Annotated in this window: 18 protein-coding genes and 1 pseudogene; 13 read left to right on the top strand and 6 right to left on the bottom strand. The window is 36.9% G+C overall.

Features of this window, described 5'->3' with window-relative positions:
• Positions 1 to 92 precede the first annotated feature (92 nt).
• From FLACHUCJ7_RS25680 to FLACHUCJ7_RS01630, 4 genes and pseudogenes are all read right to left on the bottom strand, one after another.
• Positions 93 to 188: pseudogene (locus tag FLACHUCJ7_RS25680) on the bottom strand (IS982 family transposase); the annotation flags it as partial.
• Complete coding sequence (locus tag FLACHUCJ7_RS01620) at positions 184 to 1110, bottom strand: MauE/DoxX family redox-associated membrane protein (protein WP_180907689.1); 927 nt, start codon at positions 1108 to 1110, stop codon at positions 184 to 186. The pseudogene FLACHUCJ7_RS25680 and the gene FLACHUCJ7_RS01620, both read right to left, overlap by 5 nt.
• A gap of 241 nt (positions 1111 to 1351) precedes the next feature.
• On the bottom strand, positions 1352 to 1630 hold the full coding sequence (locus FLACHUCJ7_RS01625; RefSeq protein ID WP_180907690.1) for a helix-turn-helix domain-containing protein: 279 nt from the start codon (positions 1628 to 1630) through the stop codon (positions 1352 to 1354).
• Between the two features lie 884 nt (positions 1631 to 2514).
• Positions 2515 to 2925, bottom strand: coding sequence for a winged helix-turn-helix transcriptional regulator (locus tag FLACHUCJ7_RS01630; protein WP_180907691.1), 411 nt, complete (start codon positions 2923 to 2925; stop codon positions 2515 to 2517).
• Between the two features lie 111 nt (positions 2926 to 3036).
• On the opposite strand from FLACHUCJ7_RS01630, the gene FLACHUCJ7_RS01635 reads away from it, so the two are divergent.
• The 6 genes from FLACHUCJ7_RS01635 (at position 3037) to FLACHUCJ7_RS01660 (ending at position 8009) form a co-directional block, all read left to right on the top strand.
• The gene (locus FLACHUCJ7_RS01635) at positions 3037 to 3837 is read left to right on the top strand and encodes an SDR family oxidoreductase (protein ID WP_180907692.1); all 801 of its coding nucleotides are present in this window, start codon (positions 3037 to 3039) and stop codon (positions 3835 to 3837) included.
• A gap of 70 nt (positions 3838 to 3907) precedes the next feature.
• On the top strand, positions 3908 to 4291 hold the full coding sequence (locus FLACHUCJ7_RS01640; protein WP_180907693.1) for a DUF4345 family protein: 384 nt from the start codon (positions 3908 to 3910) through the stop codon (positions 4289 to 4291).
• 324 nt (positions 4292 to 4615) lie between these two features.
• A complete protein-coding gene (locus tag FLACHUCJ7_RS01645; RefSeq protein ID WP_180907694.1) occupies positions 4616 to 5176 on the top strand; it encodes an NAD(P)H-dependent oxidoreductase in 561 nt (186 codons plus the stop codon).
• 5 nt (positions 5177 to 5181) lie between these two features.
• Positions 5182 to 6030: an alpha/beta fold hydrolase gene (locus tag FLACHUCJ7_RS01650; protein WP_180907695.1), complete on the top strand. Its 849-nt coding sequence runs from the start codon at positions 5182 to 5184 to the stop codon at positions 6028 to 6030.
• A gap of 97 nt (positions 6031 to 6127) precedes the next feature.
• On the top strand, positions 6128 to 6991 hold the full coding sequence (locus FLACHUCJ7_RS01655) for an alpha/beta fold hydrolase (protein WP_180907696.1): 864 nt from the start codon (positions 6128 to 6130) through the stop codon (positions 6989 to 6991).
• A gap of 13 nt (positions 6992 to 7004) precedes the next feature.
• Positions 7005 to 8009, top strand: coding sequence for an NADP-dependent oxidoreductase (locus FLACHUCJ7_RS01660; RefSeq protein ID WP_180907697.1), 1005 nt, complete (start codon positions 7005 to 7007; stop codon positions 8007 to 8009).
• Positions 8010 to 8537: 528 nt separating this feature from the next.
• Here the strand turns inward: FLACHUCJ7_RS01660 and FLACHUCJ7_RS25260 are convergent.
• Both FLACHUCJ7_RS25260 and FLACHUCJ7_RS01670 read right to left on the bottom strand, forming a co-directional pair.
• Positions 8538 to 8855 carry a shikimate kinase gene (locus tag FLACHUCJ7_RS25260; protein WP_230408777.1) on the bottom strand — a complete coding sequence of 106 codons (318 nt, stop codon included), beginning with the start codon at positions 8853 to 8855 and terminating at the stop codon, positions 8538 to 8540.
• Between the two features lie 227 nt (positions 8856 to 9082).
• Positions 9083 to 9979: a helix-turn-helix domain-containing protein gene (locus tag FLACHUCJ7_RS01670; RefSeq protein WP_180907698.1), complete on the bottom strand. Its 897-nt coding sequence runs from the start codon at positions 9977 to 9979 to the stop codon at positions 9083 to 9085.
• Positions 9980 to 10113: 134 nt separating this feature from the next.
• Here FLACHUCJ7_RS01670 and FLACHUCJ7_RS01675 point away from each other — a divergent pair, with 134 nt between their 5' ends.
• The 7 genes from FLACHUCJ7_RS01675 to FLACHUCJ7_RS01705 all read left to right on the top strand — a co-directional run bounded on the left by FLACHUCJ7_RS01675 (position 10114) and on the right by FLACHUCJ7_RS01705 (position 17585).
• Positions 10114 to 11154, top strand: a complete 1041-nt coding sequence (locus FLACHUCJ7_RS01675) for an efflux RND transporter periplasmic adaptor subunit (protein ID WP_180907699.1) — start codon at positions 10114 to 10116, stop codon at positions 11152 to 11154.
• A gap of 12 nt (positions 11155 to 11166) precedes the next feature.
• Positions 11167 to 14259, top strand: a complete 3093-nt coding sequence (locus tag FLACHUCJ7_RS01680) for an efflux RND transporter permease subunit (protein ID WP_180907700.1) — start codon at positions 11167 to 11169, stop codon at positions 14257 to 14259.
• A gap of 17 nt (positions 14260 to 14276) precedes the next feature.
• Positions 14277 to 15623 carry a TolC family protein gene (locus FLACHUCJ7_RS01685; RefSeq protein WP_180907701.1) on the top strand — a complete coding sequence of 449 codons (1347 nt, stop codon included), beginning with the start codon at positions 14277 to 14279 and terminating at the stop codon, positions 15621 to 15623.
• Between the two features lie 4 nt (positions 15624 to 15627).
• Positions 15628 to 15885, top strand: coding sequence for a hypothetical protein (locus tag FLACHUCJ7_RS01690; RefSeq protein ID WP_180907702.1), 258 nt, complete (start codon positions 15628 to 15630; stop codon positions 15883 to 15885).
• A 180-nt stretch (positions 15886 to 16065) separates the two neighbouring features.
• Complete coding sequence (locus FLACHUCJ7_RS01695; RefSeq protein WP_180907703.1) at positions 16066 to 16698, top strand: NAD(P)H-dependent oxidoreductase; 633 nt, start codon at positions 16066 to 16068, stop codon at positions 16696 to 16698.
• Positions 16699 to 16725: 27 nt separating this feature from the next.
• On the top strand, positions 16726 to 17160 hold the full coding sequence (locus tag FLACHUCJ7_RS01700) for a MarR family winged helix-turn-helix transcriptional regulator (protein WP_180907704.1): 435 nt from the start codon (positions 16726 to 16728) through the stop codon (positions 17158 to 17160).
• 2 nt (positions 17161 to 17162) lie between these two features.
• A complete protein-coding gene (locus FLACHUCJ7_RS01705; RefSeq protein ID WP_180907705.1) occupies positions 17163 to 17585 on the top strand; it encodes an organic hydroperoxide resistance protein in 423 nt (140 codons plus the stop codon).
• Positions 17586 to 17734: the final 149 nt, after the last annotated feature.

A 17734-nucleotide genomic window follows, 5' to 3' on the forward strand; every position in this document is an offset into this window, starting at 1 on the left:
AAATCACAAGGTAAAGAGAAAGAATACAAGAAATTACATTCTCAACAGCTCTCGTTGTTCTAATACCTCGGTGGCTCTGCCCCGAGGTAGTTTATTTTTTCCTTTTTTTGTTCTAAAGTATCTATTCTTTTAGAATTCGACTTTCTTTGAATTTTTAATAAAATTGCTTTTCGTTCCAAAGCTTTATCTCAAAATAAATCTTGAGGGGGAAATAATTTCAAACTGTGAAAATGTATGATTGCCCTGCCAGTATTTTTTGGCTTTCCAATCTGACAGGCTTCCTTTAAAAATTGCAGGCACATTACCGTCAACTAAAAAGAAGTATGGTGTGTGAATTCTGATTTGAGGTGCATAGAACGTAGTATTATTTTTATTGTCTAATTGTATATTTATCGTCTCCGGGTTATTAAGTGTAGTATCGATACTAAAAACATGGGATGGAGCTGTAGTATTACCAAGATAGATACGATCCTTATCTACGCCTGCAATATAATAGGAGTTGTATTTAATGTTTAATCCTTTTATTGTAGTTACGGGATGTGGAGGATACCTTCTTAAAAAGTTATTGTTTCTATGTATTTCATTTTCAGATAACAAGTATAAAAGAGAGACTGCAGAAACACCTCCAATAAAACAACTAAGTAAAATTGTAATAGGACTGTTGTATTTTTTAGGCTTTTTATTGTGTACATTTTCTCTTTCAAGGAATATACCTGCAAGTGCAATGATTATAAAACAAATATTAAATACTAAATGTTCTGTCCATCCCATTTTTTCCAAGACACCTCCGCAGGAACAGGGAACAAAAGAGCTAAAATTCAATATAATGATTATGTATGTGGTAAACATGACCATCAAAGTAAACGCTCCAAGTATGGCCCAAAACCGAATACGCTGGTAAAGTAAAGCTAGTGCTATAGCAATTTCAATTCCAGGTACAAGTATAGAAATGATTCCAGCATATACACTCAACATAGGAGATTGTCCAAGTTGGGTTCGGAAATTTTCAAAATCCAATAGTTTACTTACAGCCGCATACACAAACAGGAAGGCATAGAGCAAACAAATTATATAGACTATTGTGTTTTTAAATGATACTGATATTCTCATGCCGCAGATTTTAACTCTTACAGTGTTTTATCATTTCCTTTGAAGAAATAGTAAACGATCTTAATACAACCTGGCTTAGGATTTATTAATATTCACTATATGAGTGTTTTACAATGCTAAATTATAACAAGAATATCGAAGGATTGATGTGAAAAACGATCCTAAATTTGTAAAAAACGATCCATTTTATATTTTTACTGTAATTGAAATACTTAGTTTTTAAGTCTATCTTCTGCTAATTCTATTTTGAATTACCAGCTCCATCCATCAGTTTCTGAATGTCATCATAGCGATAATACATAAGCCCGCCAATCTTGTTATAGGGAAGGGTGCCGTTTATCCTAAGGTTTTGAAGGGTTCCAGCTGAAATGTTTAAAAGTTTGCGCACTTCATAACTTTTGAGCCATACTCGTGCTTCCTGGCCCGGTTTGCGGGGATACTGCTGATATCTCCGAATTTCTTCCAACAGTTCCTTTTTGAATTTATCAAGGTCATCCCTGGTAATCAGATCTATATTCATAATTCTTACTTTTAAATTAACAATACAGCCCAAGGCTACAATTTTGTTGGGTTTTATGCCATCACAAAGTAAAGACACAGGAACACTGAAAAATAAAAGAGTACATCTTTGGCCGGCTATGGCTCTATTTTACTTTAAAAAATAATAATAGCTTTTAAGGGAGAGATTATTGCAAATCAAAAATATATTAGTAGTTCGAGCTTAATTCATATTAGCAATTAAAAGGCGGCTATTAATAGCTGCCTTTTGTTCTTATAGTTCTAATGCCCCAAAATTATGTAGACATCCGTTACTTGAGATTATGCATATATGAAAGGTTCGTTTTGGTTATTCCGCAGATGTCTGCAATTTCTTTAATATAGCCTTTCATGGGTTGGTTGGAAATTACAGAAAAGAGCGTACTGTTATTTTGTGCCTTTTGATTAATTCTGTTGCCTTTGGCAATAGCGGTACGCGGACATCTGCATCATTCTTCGCCGTGCTTGTAGATATCCAAAGCTCTCCGTCTGTACCCGTAACAATTTTGTTTGGTTAAAGTTCAGCTAGATCAATATAGGCTAGCCTTGTGTAGCAGCTGAACAGGAACAAATCACGTACATGTCTGAGGTGTCCCATATTTATTTCTTTGTTTGACAAGGTAGCAAGTTCTTTGGCGGTAAGGCATTCCCTTTCTACCTTATCGAAATGCTTTTTAAAGCTGGAAAAGGAATTTTTGACCATCTAATTTAATGGCCGGATTTATCATTCTGCGTAGCCTTTCAATTGTTTAATGATACCGTTCTTGTTTGGAGACTTCTGGTGGTCTTTGGGGACGTAATTAAAAAGGTAGCCGTCCGCCGTCAGTTTTTGTATCTCTTGTCTTTTGGTTGATGATTTTTCCCTAATTATTGTGATTTCAGCTCTTTTGTTATCTGTTTGACAAATTTATCTTTGTCTTTTTTGGCCTCTTTAATGATCTGCTTTATCTCTAATGGCATTGAAAAATACTTGTCCGACCAAATGTAAATTTCCACGATTATAGGTAATAAATCGATTCCTTTTTTACTCAATCTGTACAAAATTTTTGACTTGCTCTCGGGGTGTGCTAATTTCTCAATAATGCCGTTTTCTTCCAATGCCTTTAGCCTCGATGCTAAAATATTTGTGGCAATACCTTCATCCGATTTTAAAAAGTCATTGTAGGTGCCTTTTTTATAAAATATGAGATCCCTGATAATGAGTAAGGACCATTTGTCTCCAAATACATCCAATGAGCAGCTCAATGGGCATTCTGACCTTTTTTTACTTGTTTCCATAAAATAAATTAAAAATATTTTAAAATTCAACTTTCATTTTGAAAGTTGTTTATATATTTGCACTTGCAATATGCAAGCAAAATTACAATATAAATTTTAAAACAAATAAAAATGAGTAAGAATATTTTAATAACAGGAGCTTCTTCCGGCTTTGGTTTACTTATAGCAAAAGAACTTCACAGAAAAGGTTACAACGTAATTGGGACAAGTCGAAATCCCCAAAAAATTCAGTCAAAAGTACCATTCAAAGTAATCGGATTAGATCTTGATTCAGACCAATCAATAAACACTTTACCAGAAAGAATTTTTAATGAAATAGGTCAGCTGGATATTCTTATAAATAATGCTGGATTTTTGGTAAATGGTCTTGCTGAAGAGATTCCGATTGAGTTAGGGAGAAAGCAATTTGAAACTAATTTTTGGGGAACTATAAAAGTTACCAATGCCATTTTGCCTCATTTTAGAAAACAAAAATCGGGCAAAATCATTACCGTTGGTTCTATCGTTGGGCTTGTGGCATTTCCAAGTACCTCATATTATGCGGCATCCAAACATGCTTTGGAGGGCTATTACAAATCCCTGCGTTATGAATTAACCGAGTTTAATATTAGTGTGGCTATGATTGAACCGGGTTCTTTCAAAACAAATATTATGGAAAATGCATCTACTTCCATAAACAAAATTGAAGATTACAATTCTTTAAGAGCAAAAACGGAAAGATACGCAGATTTTATTGTAAAACAAGGTGAAGACGCTAAACTGGTTGCTGACAAAGTGCTAAAAGTAGTTGAAACAGATAAACCTAAATTTAGAAATCTGGTAGGCAAAGGTTTGTCTGTGTTAGTTACTTTACAACTCTTTGCTTATGGCATGTTAGAAAAGACAGTTTTGAAACAATTGAATAACGCATAAATGTAATTGGAATAAAAACAGTAATTACATAAGATAAACAAGGTAATAATTATTATTTCACTAAAAAAAAATGAAAAAAGCGATAAATTTTTTCGTCATAATTGGGCTTATTCCGCTGCTTGTAATGGGGGCCGCAAGCGTATTTGCACCTGCAAATACTTTTGAAAAATTTGGCATTAATCCAACAGGCATCTTGACTTACAGCACATTCAGAGGTGATGTTGGCGGTACGCTACTAAGTATTGGATTAATTATGATTTTGGGCTTAATTACTAAAAACAAAACTTGGTTTCAAGCATCCTTATTGATTATTTCTGTAATTCTATCCTCCAGAATTGTCAGCATAATTTTGGATGGCTGGATAAACGAATTGATACCGCTATTGCTTACTGAAATTTTTAATGTAATAGTTTTATTCTTTGCAGCTAAGCAATTAAATACAATAGAAAAATAAATTATCAGCGCGATTGCAAATTTGAAAAATTCAAGTTTATCATAAAGTTTACCGCGATGATATAAACCTACATACTGGCCTCGATTATGCTTTAAAGCATTTAAAGACCTCAAATCAAAAAATGGATTCCTGTCCAATATGGCACTTTTGACCTTAGCGATGAAGCCATATTTTATCCGGAACAATTTTAAAAGAACACCATAAAACCGAATTCGGAAATATCGTTTGGATGCATATCGGAACAAGGGTACCTATGCCTAATTGAACATTACCATTAAGAATAAATTGATCAAAGAAATAATTAATAATTAAAATAAATAAAAAATGAAAAATCTTATTATTTACACACATTTGAATCCAGCCAGCTTTACAAAAGCAATTGTAGATGAAGTAGAAAAAAAAGCGATCGCCAGAGGCGAGGAAGTCAAAATTATTGATTTGTATGCAGAAAAATTCAACCCTATTCTAGATATGCCCGATGTTGAGTATCTGCTTATGGGCGGTATAATTCCTGAAGACACTAAAAAATATCAAGAGCTAATTACATGGGCCGACCATTTAACCATTGTTTATCCTATGTGGTGGGCACAGATGCCAGCTATCTTGAAAGGCTTTATAGATAGAGTTTTCCTGCATGGCTACGCATTCAATTTTACAGAAAACGGCCCCGTGGGCTTGCTGGTAAATAAAACTGCGCAAGTATATATCAGTACAAACACACCGGCGGCAGTCTATGAGGGAACGGGAATGAACAAAGCACAATTGCGAATTATTGAGCAAGGTATTTTTGAATTTTGCGGCTTAAAAACACAGACAACCATTTTTGCAGATGTTAAAGAAGGTACAGACGAAATGAGAAAAGGGTATTTAAAAACCATAAAATAAATAAAATGACAAACAACGCATTAACAACAGAAACGCAATACGCCGTTATTGACAACAAGCAAATCGCTTACCGTAAAATTGGTAACGGTACACCGCTGATATTAGCCAACCGTTTTAGAGGCACTCTCGATACCTGGGATCCTCTTTTTCTGGATTTACTGGCAGAAAAAAATACCGTAGTTACTTTTGACTATTCAGGTATCGGGTATTCGGAAGGCGAACTGCCAATTGATTTACACCAAGTAGCAACAGAGGTTACAAAAATAGCAGATTACCTAAATTTCGATAACTATTTTGTCGGAGGCTGGTCCTATGGTGGTTTGATAGCCCAATACGCTACGTTCCTTTATCCAACAAGAGTTTTAGGGACCATTGTAATTGGCAGCAATCCAATGGGAAAAAACGACGCCCCTCTTTCACCATTATTTTTAGAAAAAGCATTGCAGCCTACCTATACTCCCGAAGATATTATTACCTTGTTTTTCGAGCCAACATCAGAAAAAAGCAGTGCAGCCGGAATCGCATCTTTACAACGTATTGCTCAAAGATATGACGAATCAAAGGTACCTGTTAAGCCTGAAACACTCCAGCGCTATTTTGCACCAACAGCACAATTGACAGAAGACAAAGATAATTTTAGGGAAGGCTATCAAACACTGCAGACTCCTGTATTGGCAATTTCAGGTGACAATGACATTTCGTTTGCAGTAGAAAACTGGTTTCCATTATTGAAGAAAGCACCAACTTTGCAGCACATTATTTTTAATGCTGCCGGTCATGCCCCGCATTATCAATATCCAGAATTGACTACTGCCTATATTAATACTTTCATTAATAATACTATTACGGAATAAAATGAAAAAATATTTCATTGCATTTTGTATGTTAATAGGTTATATTAGTAATCTATTTTCTCAATCAAATATTTCACAATCAAATAATTATGAAATTATGGCTGCATCAGACTCACAAAGTGTAAACTACACTTATGCTACGGTACCCACCCGGTTTATTGAAGCTAACGGAATAAAATTTGCTTACCGGTCGTATGGCAAGGAAGGAGGCATTCCTGTTATATATTTTAATCACTTAACAGCAAACCTTGATAATTGCGACCCAAGAATTATGGATGCCATTGCGGCAGAGCGCCATATTATTTCTTTTGATTATCGTGGCGTTGGTGCAACTACAGGTGAGCAGGGAACAAGTATTGCCGATATGGCAACAGATGCCATTGGCTTTATTCATGCCCTGGGATACAAACAAGTGGATATTGTGGCATTTTCGATGGGTGGTTTTATTACCCAGGAATTACTCTTGCAAGAGCCTGCTCTAGCCCGCAAAATTATTCTTGCAGGCACAGGGCCAAGAGGCGGGCAAGGTATCAGTGATGTTGCCGGTTTAACCTACAAGGATATTCTCAAAGGTCTCTTCACATTCCGAGATCCTAAATTCTATCTGTTTTTTACTCAGAACAAAACAGGCAAACAAGCAGCCCGAGATTTTCTAAAACGTCTGAAGGAAAGAACTGAAAACCGTGACAAGAAAGTAAAATTAAGTGTGTTGGGTAAACAACTTAAAGCTATTAAATTATGGGGAAATGATAATCCGGCCGATTTGAGTGCTTTCAGACATCCTGTATTGGTAGTTAATGGTGATAATGACAGAATGGTGCCAACGCCTAACTCGTATGATTTGGCAAAGCGTTTTCCTAATGCTGAAGAAGTAATAATTTATCCAAATTCAGGGCATGGCGGCATTTTTCAATACCATGAAGAATTCCTTGAAAAAGCAATACCATTTTTGACTAAATAAAAATCAGATTATAATGAAAGCATTTATAGTAGAAAAATACAGTAAAAAAGAAAAACTGCGACTTACCCAAGCAGCAGAACCAATTGCAAAAGAAAATGAAGTTCTGGTTCAAATTCATGCAGCAGGTGTTAATCTCTTGGATTCAATGATAAAACGGGGCGAATTCAAGCTGTTTCTTCCTTATAAAACCCCAATCATAAATGGACACGATATGGCTGGAACTGTCGTTAAGGTAGGCTCGGGTGTAAAGAAATTTAAAATTGGTGATGAAGTCTATTCAAGAGTAGGCGATTACAGAATAGGCACTTTTGCGCAATACATTGCTGTCAATGTAAGCGATTTAGCTTTAAAACCAAAAAATCTATCAATGGAAGAGGCTGGTTCTATTCCATTAGTTGGTTTAACAGCCTGGCAGGCATTAGTTGAAATTGCTAATGTGAAAAAAGGGCAGAAAGTTTTTATACAAGCTGGTTCGGGTGGTGTTGGTACATTTGCCATTCAATTGGCGAAACATTTGGGGGCTTATGTTGCAACAACTACAAGTACAAAAAATATTGATTTGGTAAAAAGTCTTGGTGCAGATTTGGTGATTGATTATAAAACACAAGAATTTTCTAATCTGCTCAAAGGCTATGATGTAGTATTGCACAGTAACCGAGAAAAGATAGTGTTAGAACAATCGTTAGGTATCTTGAAAAAAGGTGGTCAATTAATTTCGTTAGTAGGCCCGCCTACACCAGAGTTTGCACAAGAAATCGGTTTGCCTTGGTATTTAAAGTTAGTAACAAAATTGTTAAGTTCCAGCGCCAGGAAAAAAGCAAAGAAATTAAATGTGTCTTTTAAGTTCTTATTTATGAGAGCGGAAGGCAATCAATTAGGAGAAATCACAAAGCTTATCGAAGCAGGAATTATTAAGCCTGTTATTGATAAAGTGTTTCCCTTTGAGCAAACCAATGAAGCATTGTCTTACGTTGAAACTGGAAGGTCAAAAGGAAAAGTCGTTGTGAAGGTGAAGTAGTTTGATAACGGCTAAGCTGCAAGTAAACTTTAATATCTTGTCTTGTCCTGAAATAACTTTATACAATTCAAAATTGTATGGTAAACAAGGGGTAGGAAATTTATGCATTACGTAAGCACCAGCAAAGCCGTTATTTATAACGTATAATATTCTGGTAATCAGTTTTTTCTTTTTTTCTTTTTTTTTCTAAATTAAACTAATTATTCGGATTTGCCACCCTAGCGAAGCGAACAGACGAAGTAAATCATCCCAAATAAAAAATTTGAACTAATTGCCCAAATGCGTTGTAGCTGTTGGCAGTAGTTTTTCTTTTCGCATTCGTTCTATAATGAGTTCTACTCGTTGGTCAGACGTAAAGTCTCCAATTATTTTTAAAGTTGGAAAGGTGATAGTTTCCAGCCAATTTTCGTGTGCTTTTAAATTTCTGTTTGCAATTCCTGTGCTATCGTCATAGTCTGTCGCCCAAGTAATAAAATTTTCAAATTGTTTTTTTCTGTCGGGGTCTGTAAAGATTGAGTTTCCGTATCTCTAAAACTCTCTTTTTTTAAGTCTGGCAATTCTAATTTCTCTTGGAATATATAAAAATATAACCAGATCAAAGTTCGGAAAAATATTATCGCCCCATTGAAAAATGGAACCCCCTAAAATCCAATTTTGCAAATCATCTAAGTCAGACTTTACTTTAGCATTTCTATCCATTGGGTTATGTCTGACCAAAAAAGGCGGATTAGTTTTTTTCCAAAAATAATTATCACTATCAAAATATGGTACGTTAAGTTTTTTAGCCAAGTGCAGTCCGGTCGTTGTTACTCCGCTTCCTGATGCACCGAAAATATGAATTCTCATTTTAAAAATATTGTCTAAGTGGTTTTACTATTTTTCTTAAATATTTTGTCATTTAAGGCCTGTCAAATTCCTAAGTAACGTTTTTCTAAGCTATTGTAAGTCAATAGCTTTTTGATAACGATCTTAATTTTTATATAAGTGAATTTAACTGATTTGCAAGAACAAAGATATAAACTTAAGGTTTGACGTTTTAGTGATTTTAAACAAAATAATTGTTTGATTTATTGCTATGTCTGATCCCTGTACTGAAGGGGAGTCAGCTGAACTCTTTTTTTAAAGTAAGTTCCAAAGAAAGAAGGATTGGCAAAATTTAGCTCATCAGCAATCTGTGATACAGTCAGGACAGAACTTTTTAACAGCGCTTTTGCGGCCATAATTACCATTTCGTCGATCAATTCCAGAACTGATTTTCCATTTACTTCCATTATTATTTTTGAAAAATATTTTGGTGTTAAGTGTAGTTTTTCAGCATAAAACTGAACACTTCTTTCTGTTTTATAATGTTCATAAAGAAGGGCGGCAAACTTCATTTGAATTTCTTCTTTGCGGTTTTTATGTTTTAAAGCAGAACTGCTGTTTTCGGTTGCATACAGCTGTAATATCTGATGCAGAAGTGCCGACAAAAAGTTTCTAATAATGTGCTCTCTGTATAAAAGCTGTTTTTGATACTGATTAACTATTAATTGGTGAACTAATAGAAATTCTTTAAACTGCTGGGAATCTAATTGCCAGCATGCTTTATCTTCCACTATTTTAGCAATATTTCCCACTGGTATTGGAAGTCGAATATTTGAAATGAAATCAAATGTGAATAATAGGAACTCTATTTTTAGATTTTTGCTTTGTTCATTTATCTGTACAATACTCTCGGGCAGGATCAGAAGCAGCGTATTTTCAGGTACATCATATTCAATTAGGTTTATTCGAATTTTACCTGTCCCTTCTTTACAAAATACCAACGCTATACCCTCTACTATATGGGGATGATTGAAATCAATTGCATGTTCTTCGACCGTGGTGGAATTTCTTGAAATTACAAAACCGTCGATATCGGTTAGTACATCAACATGCAGCTGCCTGGCAAAATGGTCAATTGAAATTTTACTGTAATGTTCTCTATTCATGGCGTATTGATCTTTTTAATTGGCCAAAGATATAAAAAAGCGACATTTTGAACATTATTGAAGAAAATTTGATTTCTATTAAAGTTTGACAATTGGAGATCTTTGCTGCATACAAAAACCTAATTAAAGAGAAAATGAACAAGTTAAAATTTATTCCGTTCCAGCTTTTAGGGATATTATCAATCTTCTTGATATTTTCCTGTACTTCAAAAAACAGCCAAAAACTTGACGGTGCTGTCCCTGTGAGAATTCAGACCATTAGTTCAGATACTGATTCAAGCCTGCAGGAATATATTGGTACTGTTGAAAGTGATAAGACAGTAGATGTCAGTTTTATTCTCCCAGGTACAATAGAGCAGATCTATGTTGCTGAAGGACAAAAGGTCGCAAAGGGCCAGCTGCTTGCCAGACTTAATATTACAACTCAAAAAAACGCTCATGATTTAGCTGCAGCGGCATTAAAACAGGCTCAGGATTCTTACAGACGTCTTTCTTCTATGTATGAGGATAAAAGTCTTCCGGAAATTCAATTTGTGGAGGTCAAAACGAAATTAGAACAAGCGCGGGCAAGCGAAGAAATCGCAAGAAAAAATCTGCAGCAGTGCACAATTTATGCCCCTCAAAGCGGCATTGTTGGAAAAAAATTCGTTGAAACAGGTGCTAATGTGATGCCTGGAAGTCCTGTGTTTACCATTATCAATATTGAGAACGTCAAGATAAAGGCCGCAATACCTGAGGGTGAAATTTCAGATATGCAGCAGGGAAACAATGCAAAGGTTATTATTTCGGCTCTAGGAGACGCCGTTTTTGAAGGTAAATTGGTTGAGAAAGGCGTTACTGCCAATCCGGTTTCCCACACTTATGATATAAAACTGCTTGTAAAGAATCCTTCAGGGAGAATTGTTCCCGGAATGGTTTGCCGAACCTATCTGGGGAGCGCTGCAGCAAAGAACAGCATTATTGTGCCTATGACTGCTGTGCAGGTAGACTATTCAGGAAAAAGATTTGTCTGGCTTATCAATAAAGAGAATAAAGCAGTCTATAAGGAAGTAAAGCTGGGCGGTCTTTCCCAAAACGGGGTTAAGATAATCGATGGTCTCCAGGAAGGGGATCTTTTAATCACAGCCGGATATCAAAACATCAGTGAAGGAACCATCGTAAAAGCTAATGATTAATTAAAATTTCAAATGGATAAAAATAATGGAATTATAGCGGCAGCAATTAAATACAATAAGATTGTATTGCTGCTTATTATCACGCTGGTATTATTTGGCATGTTTGCCCTGTATAAGATGCCTAAGCAGGAGTTCCCTGTATTTACAATACGCCAGGGCGTCGTAGTTGGAGTTTATCCCGGGGCAACATCTGCCGAGGTTGAAGAGCAGCTTGCCAAACCGCTTGAAAACTTTCTTTTTACTTATAAAGAAGTAAAAAAGTCAAAAACCTACTCCCAGTCAAGAGACGGAATGGTTTACATTTTTGTCGAACTAAACGACGAGGTAGCCAATAAAGATGAAGTATGGTCCAAAATAAAACATGGTCTTTCGACTTTCAAGATGCAGCTTCCCTCAGGTGTTCTTGCCGTTATTGCCAACGATGATTTTGGTGATACCTCGGCACTTTTAATTGCACTAGAATCCGATACCAAAACCTACCGCCAGCTTAAAGAATATCTTGAGTCTTTGGAAAATAAATTAAGATCGGTGGAGTCTGTATCGAATCTAAGGCGGTATGGGGTTCAGAACGAGCAGTTGAGCATTTATGTGGACAAAGAAAAGGTGGCCAGTTACAGCATCAATCTTTACAGCCTTTACCAGACACTTTTAACAAAGGGAATGATCGGTCCGTCGGGTGTAATTGACAATGATCAAATGGTAGTGCCTATTCATATCACCCGGCCGTTTTCATCGGAGCGTGATTTGGAAGAGCAGATTATTTATTCTGATCCCCAGGGGAATCATATACGGCTTAAAGATGTAGCCGAAGTGGTGCGCGAATACCCTAAAGCATCGAGCTATACGATAAGTAACGGTAAAAAGTGCCTTGTTCTTTCAACTGAAATGCGCCCGGGCTATAACATTGTACAATACGGTAAAGATGTAGAGAAGGTATTGAAGTCTTTTGAGAAAACACTCCCTTCTGATGTGAAAATTTACCGAATTGCAGATCAGCCGCAAGTTGTAGACGCTTCTATTCATTCATTTTTAGAGGAATTGATTATTGCAATTATAGCGGTGATACTGGTGACAGTTGTTTTTCTTCCCATACGTGTGGCCGGGGTCGCTGCTTCCACGATTCCAATTACCATATTTATCTCATTGGGAATCATGTTTGCCGTTGGAATTGAACTCAATACGGTAACCCTTGCGGCACTTATTGTCGTGCTGGGAATGATTGTAGATAACTCAATAGTTATTGTGGACAGCTATCTGGAGAAACTGGATGAAGGGATTGAAAGAAAAAAAGCAGCCATTGACAGTGCCCGTGAATATTTCAAAGCAATATTTTCTGCTACGCTGGCCATCGGAATTACATTTTTTCCTTTTCTAATCACCTTTACAGGGATGATGTATGATTTCCTGAGTGCTTTTCCCTGGACTATATTAATCACCTTATCCATATCCCTTGGTATTGCCGTTTTGTTTGTGCCTTTTCTGCAGTACTTTTTCATCAAAAAAGGAATCCATTCCGCGCCAACGGGTAAAAAGCGCCATAAATCCTTTATGGATTATGTGCAGTCTTTCTATGATGCGGTGCTTAAAAAAGTTTTCCTGTTTCCAAAAATCACTTTTGTCACCGGTCTTATTTTCGTTGCAACAGGGCTTGCAATGTTTGTTAATCTGCCTTTGAAAATATTACCCACAGCAGACAGGAATCAATTTGCAGTAGAAATATTCCTGCCTCAGGCAAGTGCGCTTGCCCAGACAGAAAAGGTGGCAAAAGATATGGCCCAAGTGCTCTCGAAAGACAAGCGTATTGTCTCTATAACCACTTTTATGGGTACAGGGTCGCCAAGGTTTCATACCACTTATGCACCAAAAATCGGAGGATCAAATTTTGCACAGTTCATTGTAAATACGGTGTCTAGCGAAGCTACAATTGCCCTGCTGGACGAATACTCTGAAAAATACGCCAGACGTTATCCGAATGCCTATATTAAATTCAAACAGCTGGATTATCAGGCTGGTGTAGATGCTGATATTGAGGTACGATTGAGCGGTGACAGTATCTCAGATTTAAAAGCAGTGGCGGCAAGACTGCAGGCCGAGATCAAAAAACTCGATGCGCCCCAAAGGATTTATACCAATTATGAAGAGATACTTCCGGATATTTCCATAAGCGTAGATCCTGTAGAATCTAACCGATTAGGCATCAATGAGGGACTATTAGGAATAGGTCTTACTTCAAGATTTGGAGGGCTTCCTATCACAACAGTCTGGGAAGGGGATTATAAAGTTCCTGTAGTTCTTAAATCAAAGTGGCTGGGCAAAGACCCTGAAGGTTCAGATGTTGAAAATGAATATATTTCAGGTCTTTTTACACCAGCAGTCCCCCTTAGGCAGGTAGCCAGGGTAAGAAACGGCTGGAATGAGGGACAGATTGTGCGCAGAAACGGAGTACGCACCCTCTCGGTGTATATAGACCTTAAGAGGGGAAATAAAGCCAACAAGACACAATCTGAAGTAGAAGAGATTGTGGAGCATATGTCAAAAGAAATTGACAGTAAGAATATTTCGGTTTCCTATGGCGGGATTAAGGAGGATACCAATGACCAGCTTCCAAAAATAGCAGCAGGACTTCTGATCTCGATTACCATTATCTTCTTTATACTGGTTTTCCATTTTAGAAAGGTAAGCCTTGCCTCTCTGGTATTTGCCTCGACATCATTTAGTTTGTTCGGTGCAGCATTTGGCCTGTGGCTGATGGATATGGAATTCAGCATGACAGCGGTTCTGGGGCTGGTTAGTCTGATAGGAATCATTGTTAGAAACGGGATTATCATGTATGATTATATTGAAGAGCTGCGCATTCACGCTAAGATGACGGTGCTTGAGGCCTGTATGGAAGCAGGTAAAAGAAGGATGAGGCCAATACTGCTTACATCACTTGCCGCCTCAATGGGAGTAATCCCAATGATTATCAGTAAAAGTCCACTCTGGGGACCAATGGGAACGGTAATATTTTTTGGGACTATAATATCCATGGTATTTATCCTTACCATGCTGCCGCTGCTGTATTGGATGACTTATAAAAATGAAGATTTAAGGGTAAGGGCTTAAAAAAATAAATAAGAAAAATGAAAAACTTACAAATACTTGTACTGATCCTTGGAATGATGCATTTTGGATATAGTCAGACACAGCTTACAGTGGAGCAGATTAAAAGCATGGCTGTAAAAAACAATAGTAAAGTAAAGAACAGTGCCCTTGAGCTTGAAGCGGCAAAGGAATCCAAGCAGGAGATGTTTACCAATTATTTTCCAAAAGTTACTGCATCGGCTATCGGGATGCAGGCTTTGGATCCTCTTTTGGAGATCAAAATGAAAGGGGGCAACCTGCCGGTATACGATGGTAATGCTGCCAATTTAGCCGGTGCTGCCCAATTTGCTTACATGCCCGATGTTAACATGGGGCTCTTTAATCAGGTTGGGTTAGGTTATGTAAATGTGCTGCAGCCTGTTTATGCCGGCGGAAAGATTAAAACAGCTAATAATCTTGCAAGCCTGAATGTAGAGGTAAAAGAGAGACAGCAGCATTTAACAGCAAATGAAATCATTCTTAAAGCCGAGCAGCAGTACTGGCAGGTTGTAATTGTGCAGGAAAAACAACAAACACTAGAAGGTTATATCCAGTTTTTGGATACACTTTACAGGCAGGTCAATGCCGCTTTTAAAAGCGGTATGATTATTAAGAATGATCTTCTCAAAGTAACGATCAAACAGCAGGAGCTTCAGGTCATTAAAATACAGCTTGCCAATGAACGGAAACTTGCTCTTATGCAGCTATGCCAGACCATAGGAGCCGATTATGATCCTGAAATTATTCTGAGCAGCAGTCTGGCAGATCTGTCAGAACCCGGCAATTATTTTGTGGAGCATAATATGGTATTGGCAAAGCGCGCAGAATACCAGCTTTTTGAAAAAGCGGCTGAGGGGTCAAAACTGGAAACAAAACTGAAAAGAGCTGACTATATGCCTAGTCTTGGAGTTGGGGTAACCGCTTATTATATGGATCAGTTTGAAAGTAACCAGAGCGGTGCCGGTAACGGAATGGCTTATGCGTCTTTAAATGTTCCTATTTCTGACTGGTGGGGCGCAAAGCATAAATTACAGGAGCTTAAATTACGGGAATCGATAACTAAAAACTCATTAGAGGACAGCAAAGGATTATTGCTGCTGCAAATGGAAAAGGCATGGACAGATGTAATGGAATTAAATGAAAAAATACATTTGATTCAGGCAACACTTCTGCAGACAGAGGAAAATTTAGCTGTAAACCAGAAAAGCTATAATAATGGTATGCTTCAGCTGTCTGATCTGCTGGAAGCGCAGGTTTTAAAGACTGAGACACAGGATAAGCTTATCGAAGCCAAAAGCCATTATAAAATTGCATTGACAAAATATTTGCAGGTAACAGGTCGATAGCATCATGGAGAGGAGCGTTTATACCTATTTTTTCAAAGTAAACTTTAAAGACAGATATGATGAGTTCTGGCTCAGGGAAGATATTGAAGCAATAAGTCCGAACCTGCATTATGAATTTTTGGAGGATTTAAAAATGATAAGAATTTCACACATCATGCTTTATGCCTGTGAAATAACTACTATACTTGATTACTATAAGTTGGAGTATGTTCGTTATTATGATTTGGAAGACCAAAGCCGGGAGCATTATATTAAGTCCTGATTCATAAAACGTAAGAGAGAACGCATACTAAATACAGCATCTTTTGCGGTTTATGCAAAAGATACTTCAATAGAAAGAATGGATCATAATTTTTCACAATTAAATTGCGCGCAATTTAATTGTTTAGTATCTTTGTATTGCAATTTTAAGATTCGAATTTTTAATTTAAAATAAGAAATAATGTCGTTAATAGAAGATTTAAACTGGAGGCATGCCGTAAAAGCGTATGATCCCGCAAAAAAAGTATCAGAAGAAGACTTAAATAAAATTTTGGAAGCTGCAAGATTAGCCCCGACTTCATCTGGCCTGCAGCCTTTTCGCGTGATTGTTGTAGAAAATCAGCAGTTGAAAGAGAAAATGGTTAAAGGAGCATTAAACCCGGAAGTGATGAGAGATTGTTCTCATGTATTGGTTTTTGCAGCATGGGACAGTTACTCTAATGAGAAAATCGATAAAGTTTATGATCATCACACTGATGTAAGGGAATTACCAAGAGGCCGTTTCAGCAGTTATACGGATCAGATCAAGCAAATCTACGGAGCCCAGACTTCCGAGCAGCATTTTGCGCACACAGCAAGACAAAGCTATATTGCATTAGGTTTGGCAATGGCTCAGGCAGCAGAACTTAAAATTGATTCTACTCCGGCTGAGGGTTTCAGCAATGAAGCGGTAGATGAGATTTTGGATCTTAAGGAATTAGGTTTAAAAAGTGTTACGCTTTTATATCTAGGTTACAGGGATGCTGAAAACGACTGGCTCTCTAAAATGAAGAAAGTAAGAATTCCTATGGAGGAATTTATCATCAGAAAATAATTTTACTTTAGTTTTTGTCATTAGATTATGGAAAATCACCAGCAGCTCCAATTGGGAAACCAGCTTTGTTTTCCTCTTTACGTTATCTCAAAGGAAATTATCGGTTTGTATCGGCCATTTCTCGATGAACTTGATATTACCTATTCACAGTATCTTGTGATGATGGTGCTTTGGGAGGAGGATCGCTTGACGGTCAATCAGATTGGCGAAAAACTGTATCTCGACAGTGGAACTTTAACACCACTTCTGAAAAGACTTGAAGCTAAGGGGTTTATTGTCAGAAAAAGAAAAAAAGAAGACGAAAGAGTGGTTGAAGTTTTTCTAGCGGATCCAGGAAGAAATCTACAGCAAAAAGCGTGTAAAATTCCAGTTAAAATGCAGGAAAAACTTAATCTGACAACTGAAGATCTATTCGAACTCAAAGAAACTGTTCAGAAAATTTTAAATAAAATTCAAAAATAAAAATGAAAACATTGTATACGACCAGCGTTACTGCAAAAGGCGGAAGAAACGGACAGGTAAAAAGTGAAAACGGAATTTTGAATCTTGAGGTAAGAATGCCCAAAGCTTTGGGCGGAGCCAATGATGATTTTACCAATCCTGAAATGCTTTTCGCAGCAGGATATGCAGCTTGTTTTGACAGTGCACTGAATTTGATTATTAGTAAATCTAAAATCGAAACCGGTGAAACATCTGTCACTGCACAAGTGAGCATCGGGCAAAATGAAGACGGTGGTTTTGGCCTCGCGGCAGAACTGGATGTGAATATTCCGGGAGTTTCTATTGAAGAAGCTCAGGAGTTAACAGAAAAAGCGCATCAGATTTGTCCTTATTCAAATGCAACAAGATCTAATATTGAAGTTAAGCTTTCGGTAACCAATAATTAAGATTAATTCCTTTAAATTTATATAAATCTGCATCGAAAGATGCAGATTTTTTTATTGGTCTCAGATTCGGGTTTAAAACCCTGCAATTTATTGCAGTACTTTAGTAATGCGAAAAAATCTTTATCTTTAGATTATGAGTGCAGATATAA

Source organism: Flavobacterium salmonis, assembly GCF_903819435.1.
Taxonomy (GTDB): domain Bacteria; phylum Bacteroidota; class Bacteroidia; order Flavobacteriales; family Flavobacteriaceae; genus Flavobacterium; species Flavobacterium chungangense.

Bases quoted from the DNA above. Each gene is read 5' to 3' on its own strand.
- FLACHUCJ7_RS01620 (WP_180907689.1), bottom strand. From the start codon at position 1,110: ATGAGAATATCAGTATCATTTAAAAACACAATAGTCTATATAATTTGT.
- FLACHUCJ7_RS01625 (WP_180907690.1), bottom strand. From the start codon at position 1,630: ATGAATATAGATCTGATTACCAGGGATGACCTTGATAAATTCAAAAAG.
- FLACHUCJ7_RS01630 (WP_180907691.1), bottom strand. From the start codon at position 2,925: ATGGAAACAAGTAAAAAAAGGTCAGAATGCCCATTGAGCTGCTCATTG.
- FLACHUCJ7_RS01635 (WP_180907692.1), top strand. From the start codon at position 3,037: ATGAGTAAGAATATTTTAATAACAGGAGCTTCTTCCGGCTTTGGTTTA.
- FLACHUCJ7_RS01640 (WP_180907693.1), top strand. From the start codon at position 3,908: ATGAAAAAAGCGATAAATTTTTTCGTCATAATTGGGCTTATTCCGCTG.
- FLACHUCJ7_RS01645 (WP_180907694.1), top strand. From the start codon at position 4,616: ATGAAAAATCTTATTATTTACACACATTTGAATCCAGCCAGCTTTACA.
- FLACHUCJ7_RS01650 (WP_180907695.1), top strand. From the start codon at position 5,182: ATGACAAACAACGCATTAACAACAGAAACGCAATACGCCGTTATTGAC.
- FLACHUCJ7_RS01655 (WP_180907696.1), top strand. From the start codon at position 6,128: ATGGCTGCATCAGACTCACAAAGTGTAAACTACACTTATGCTACGGTA.
- FLACHUCJ7_RS01660 (WP_180907697.1), top strand. From the start codon at position 7,005: ATGAAAGCATTTATAGTAGAAAAATACAGTAAAAAAGAAAAACTGCGA.
- FLACHUCJ7_RS25260 (WP_230408777.1), bottom strand. From the start codon at position 8,855: ATGAGAATTCATATTTTCGGTGCATCAGGAAGCGGAGTAACAACGACC.
- FLACHUCJ7_RS01670 (WP_180907698.1), bottom strand. From the start codon at position 9,979: ATGAATAGAGAACATTACAGTAAAATTTCAATTGACCATTTTGCCAGG.
- FLACHUCJ7_RS01675 (WP_180907699.1), top strand. From the start codon at position 10,114: ATGAACAAGTTAAAATTTATTCCGTTCCAGCTTTTAGGGATATTATCA.
- FLACHUCJ7_RS01680 (WP_180907700.1), top strand. From the start codon at position 11,167: ATGGATAAAAATAATGGAATTATAGCGGCAGCAATTAAATACAATAAG.
- FLACHUCJ7_RS01685 (WP_180907701.1), top strand. From the start codon at position 14,277: ATGAAAAACTTACAAATACTTGTACTGATCCTTGGAATGATGCATTTT.
- FLACHUCJ7_RS01690 (WP_180907702.1), top strand. From the start codon at position 15,628: ATGGAGAGGAGCGTTTATACCTATTTTTTCAAAGTAAACTTTAAAGAC.
- FLACHUCJ7_RS01695 (WP_180907703.1), top strand. From the start codon at position 16,066: ATGTCGTTAATAGAAGATTTAAACTGGAGGCATGCCGTAAAAGCGTAT.
- FLACHUCJ7_RS01700 (WP_180907704.1), top strand. From the start codon at position 16,726: ATGGAAAATCACCAGCAGCTCCAATTGGGAAACCAGCTTTGTTTTCCT.
- FLACHUCJ7_RS01705 (WP_180907705.1), top strand. From the start codon at position 17,163: ATGAAAACATTGTATACGACCAGCGTTACTGCAAAAGGCGGAAGAAAC.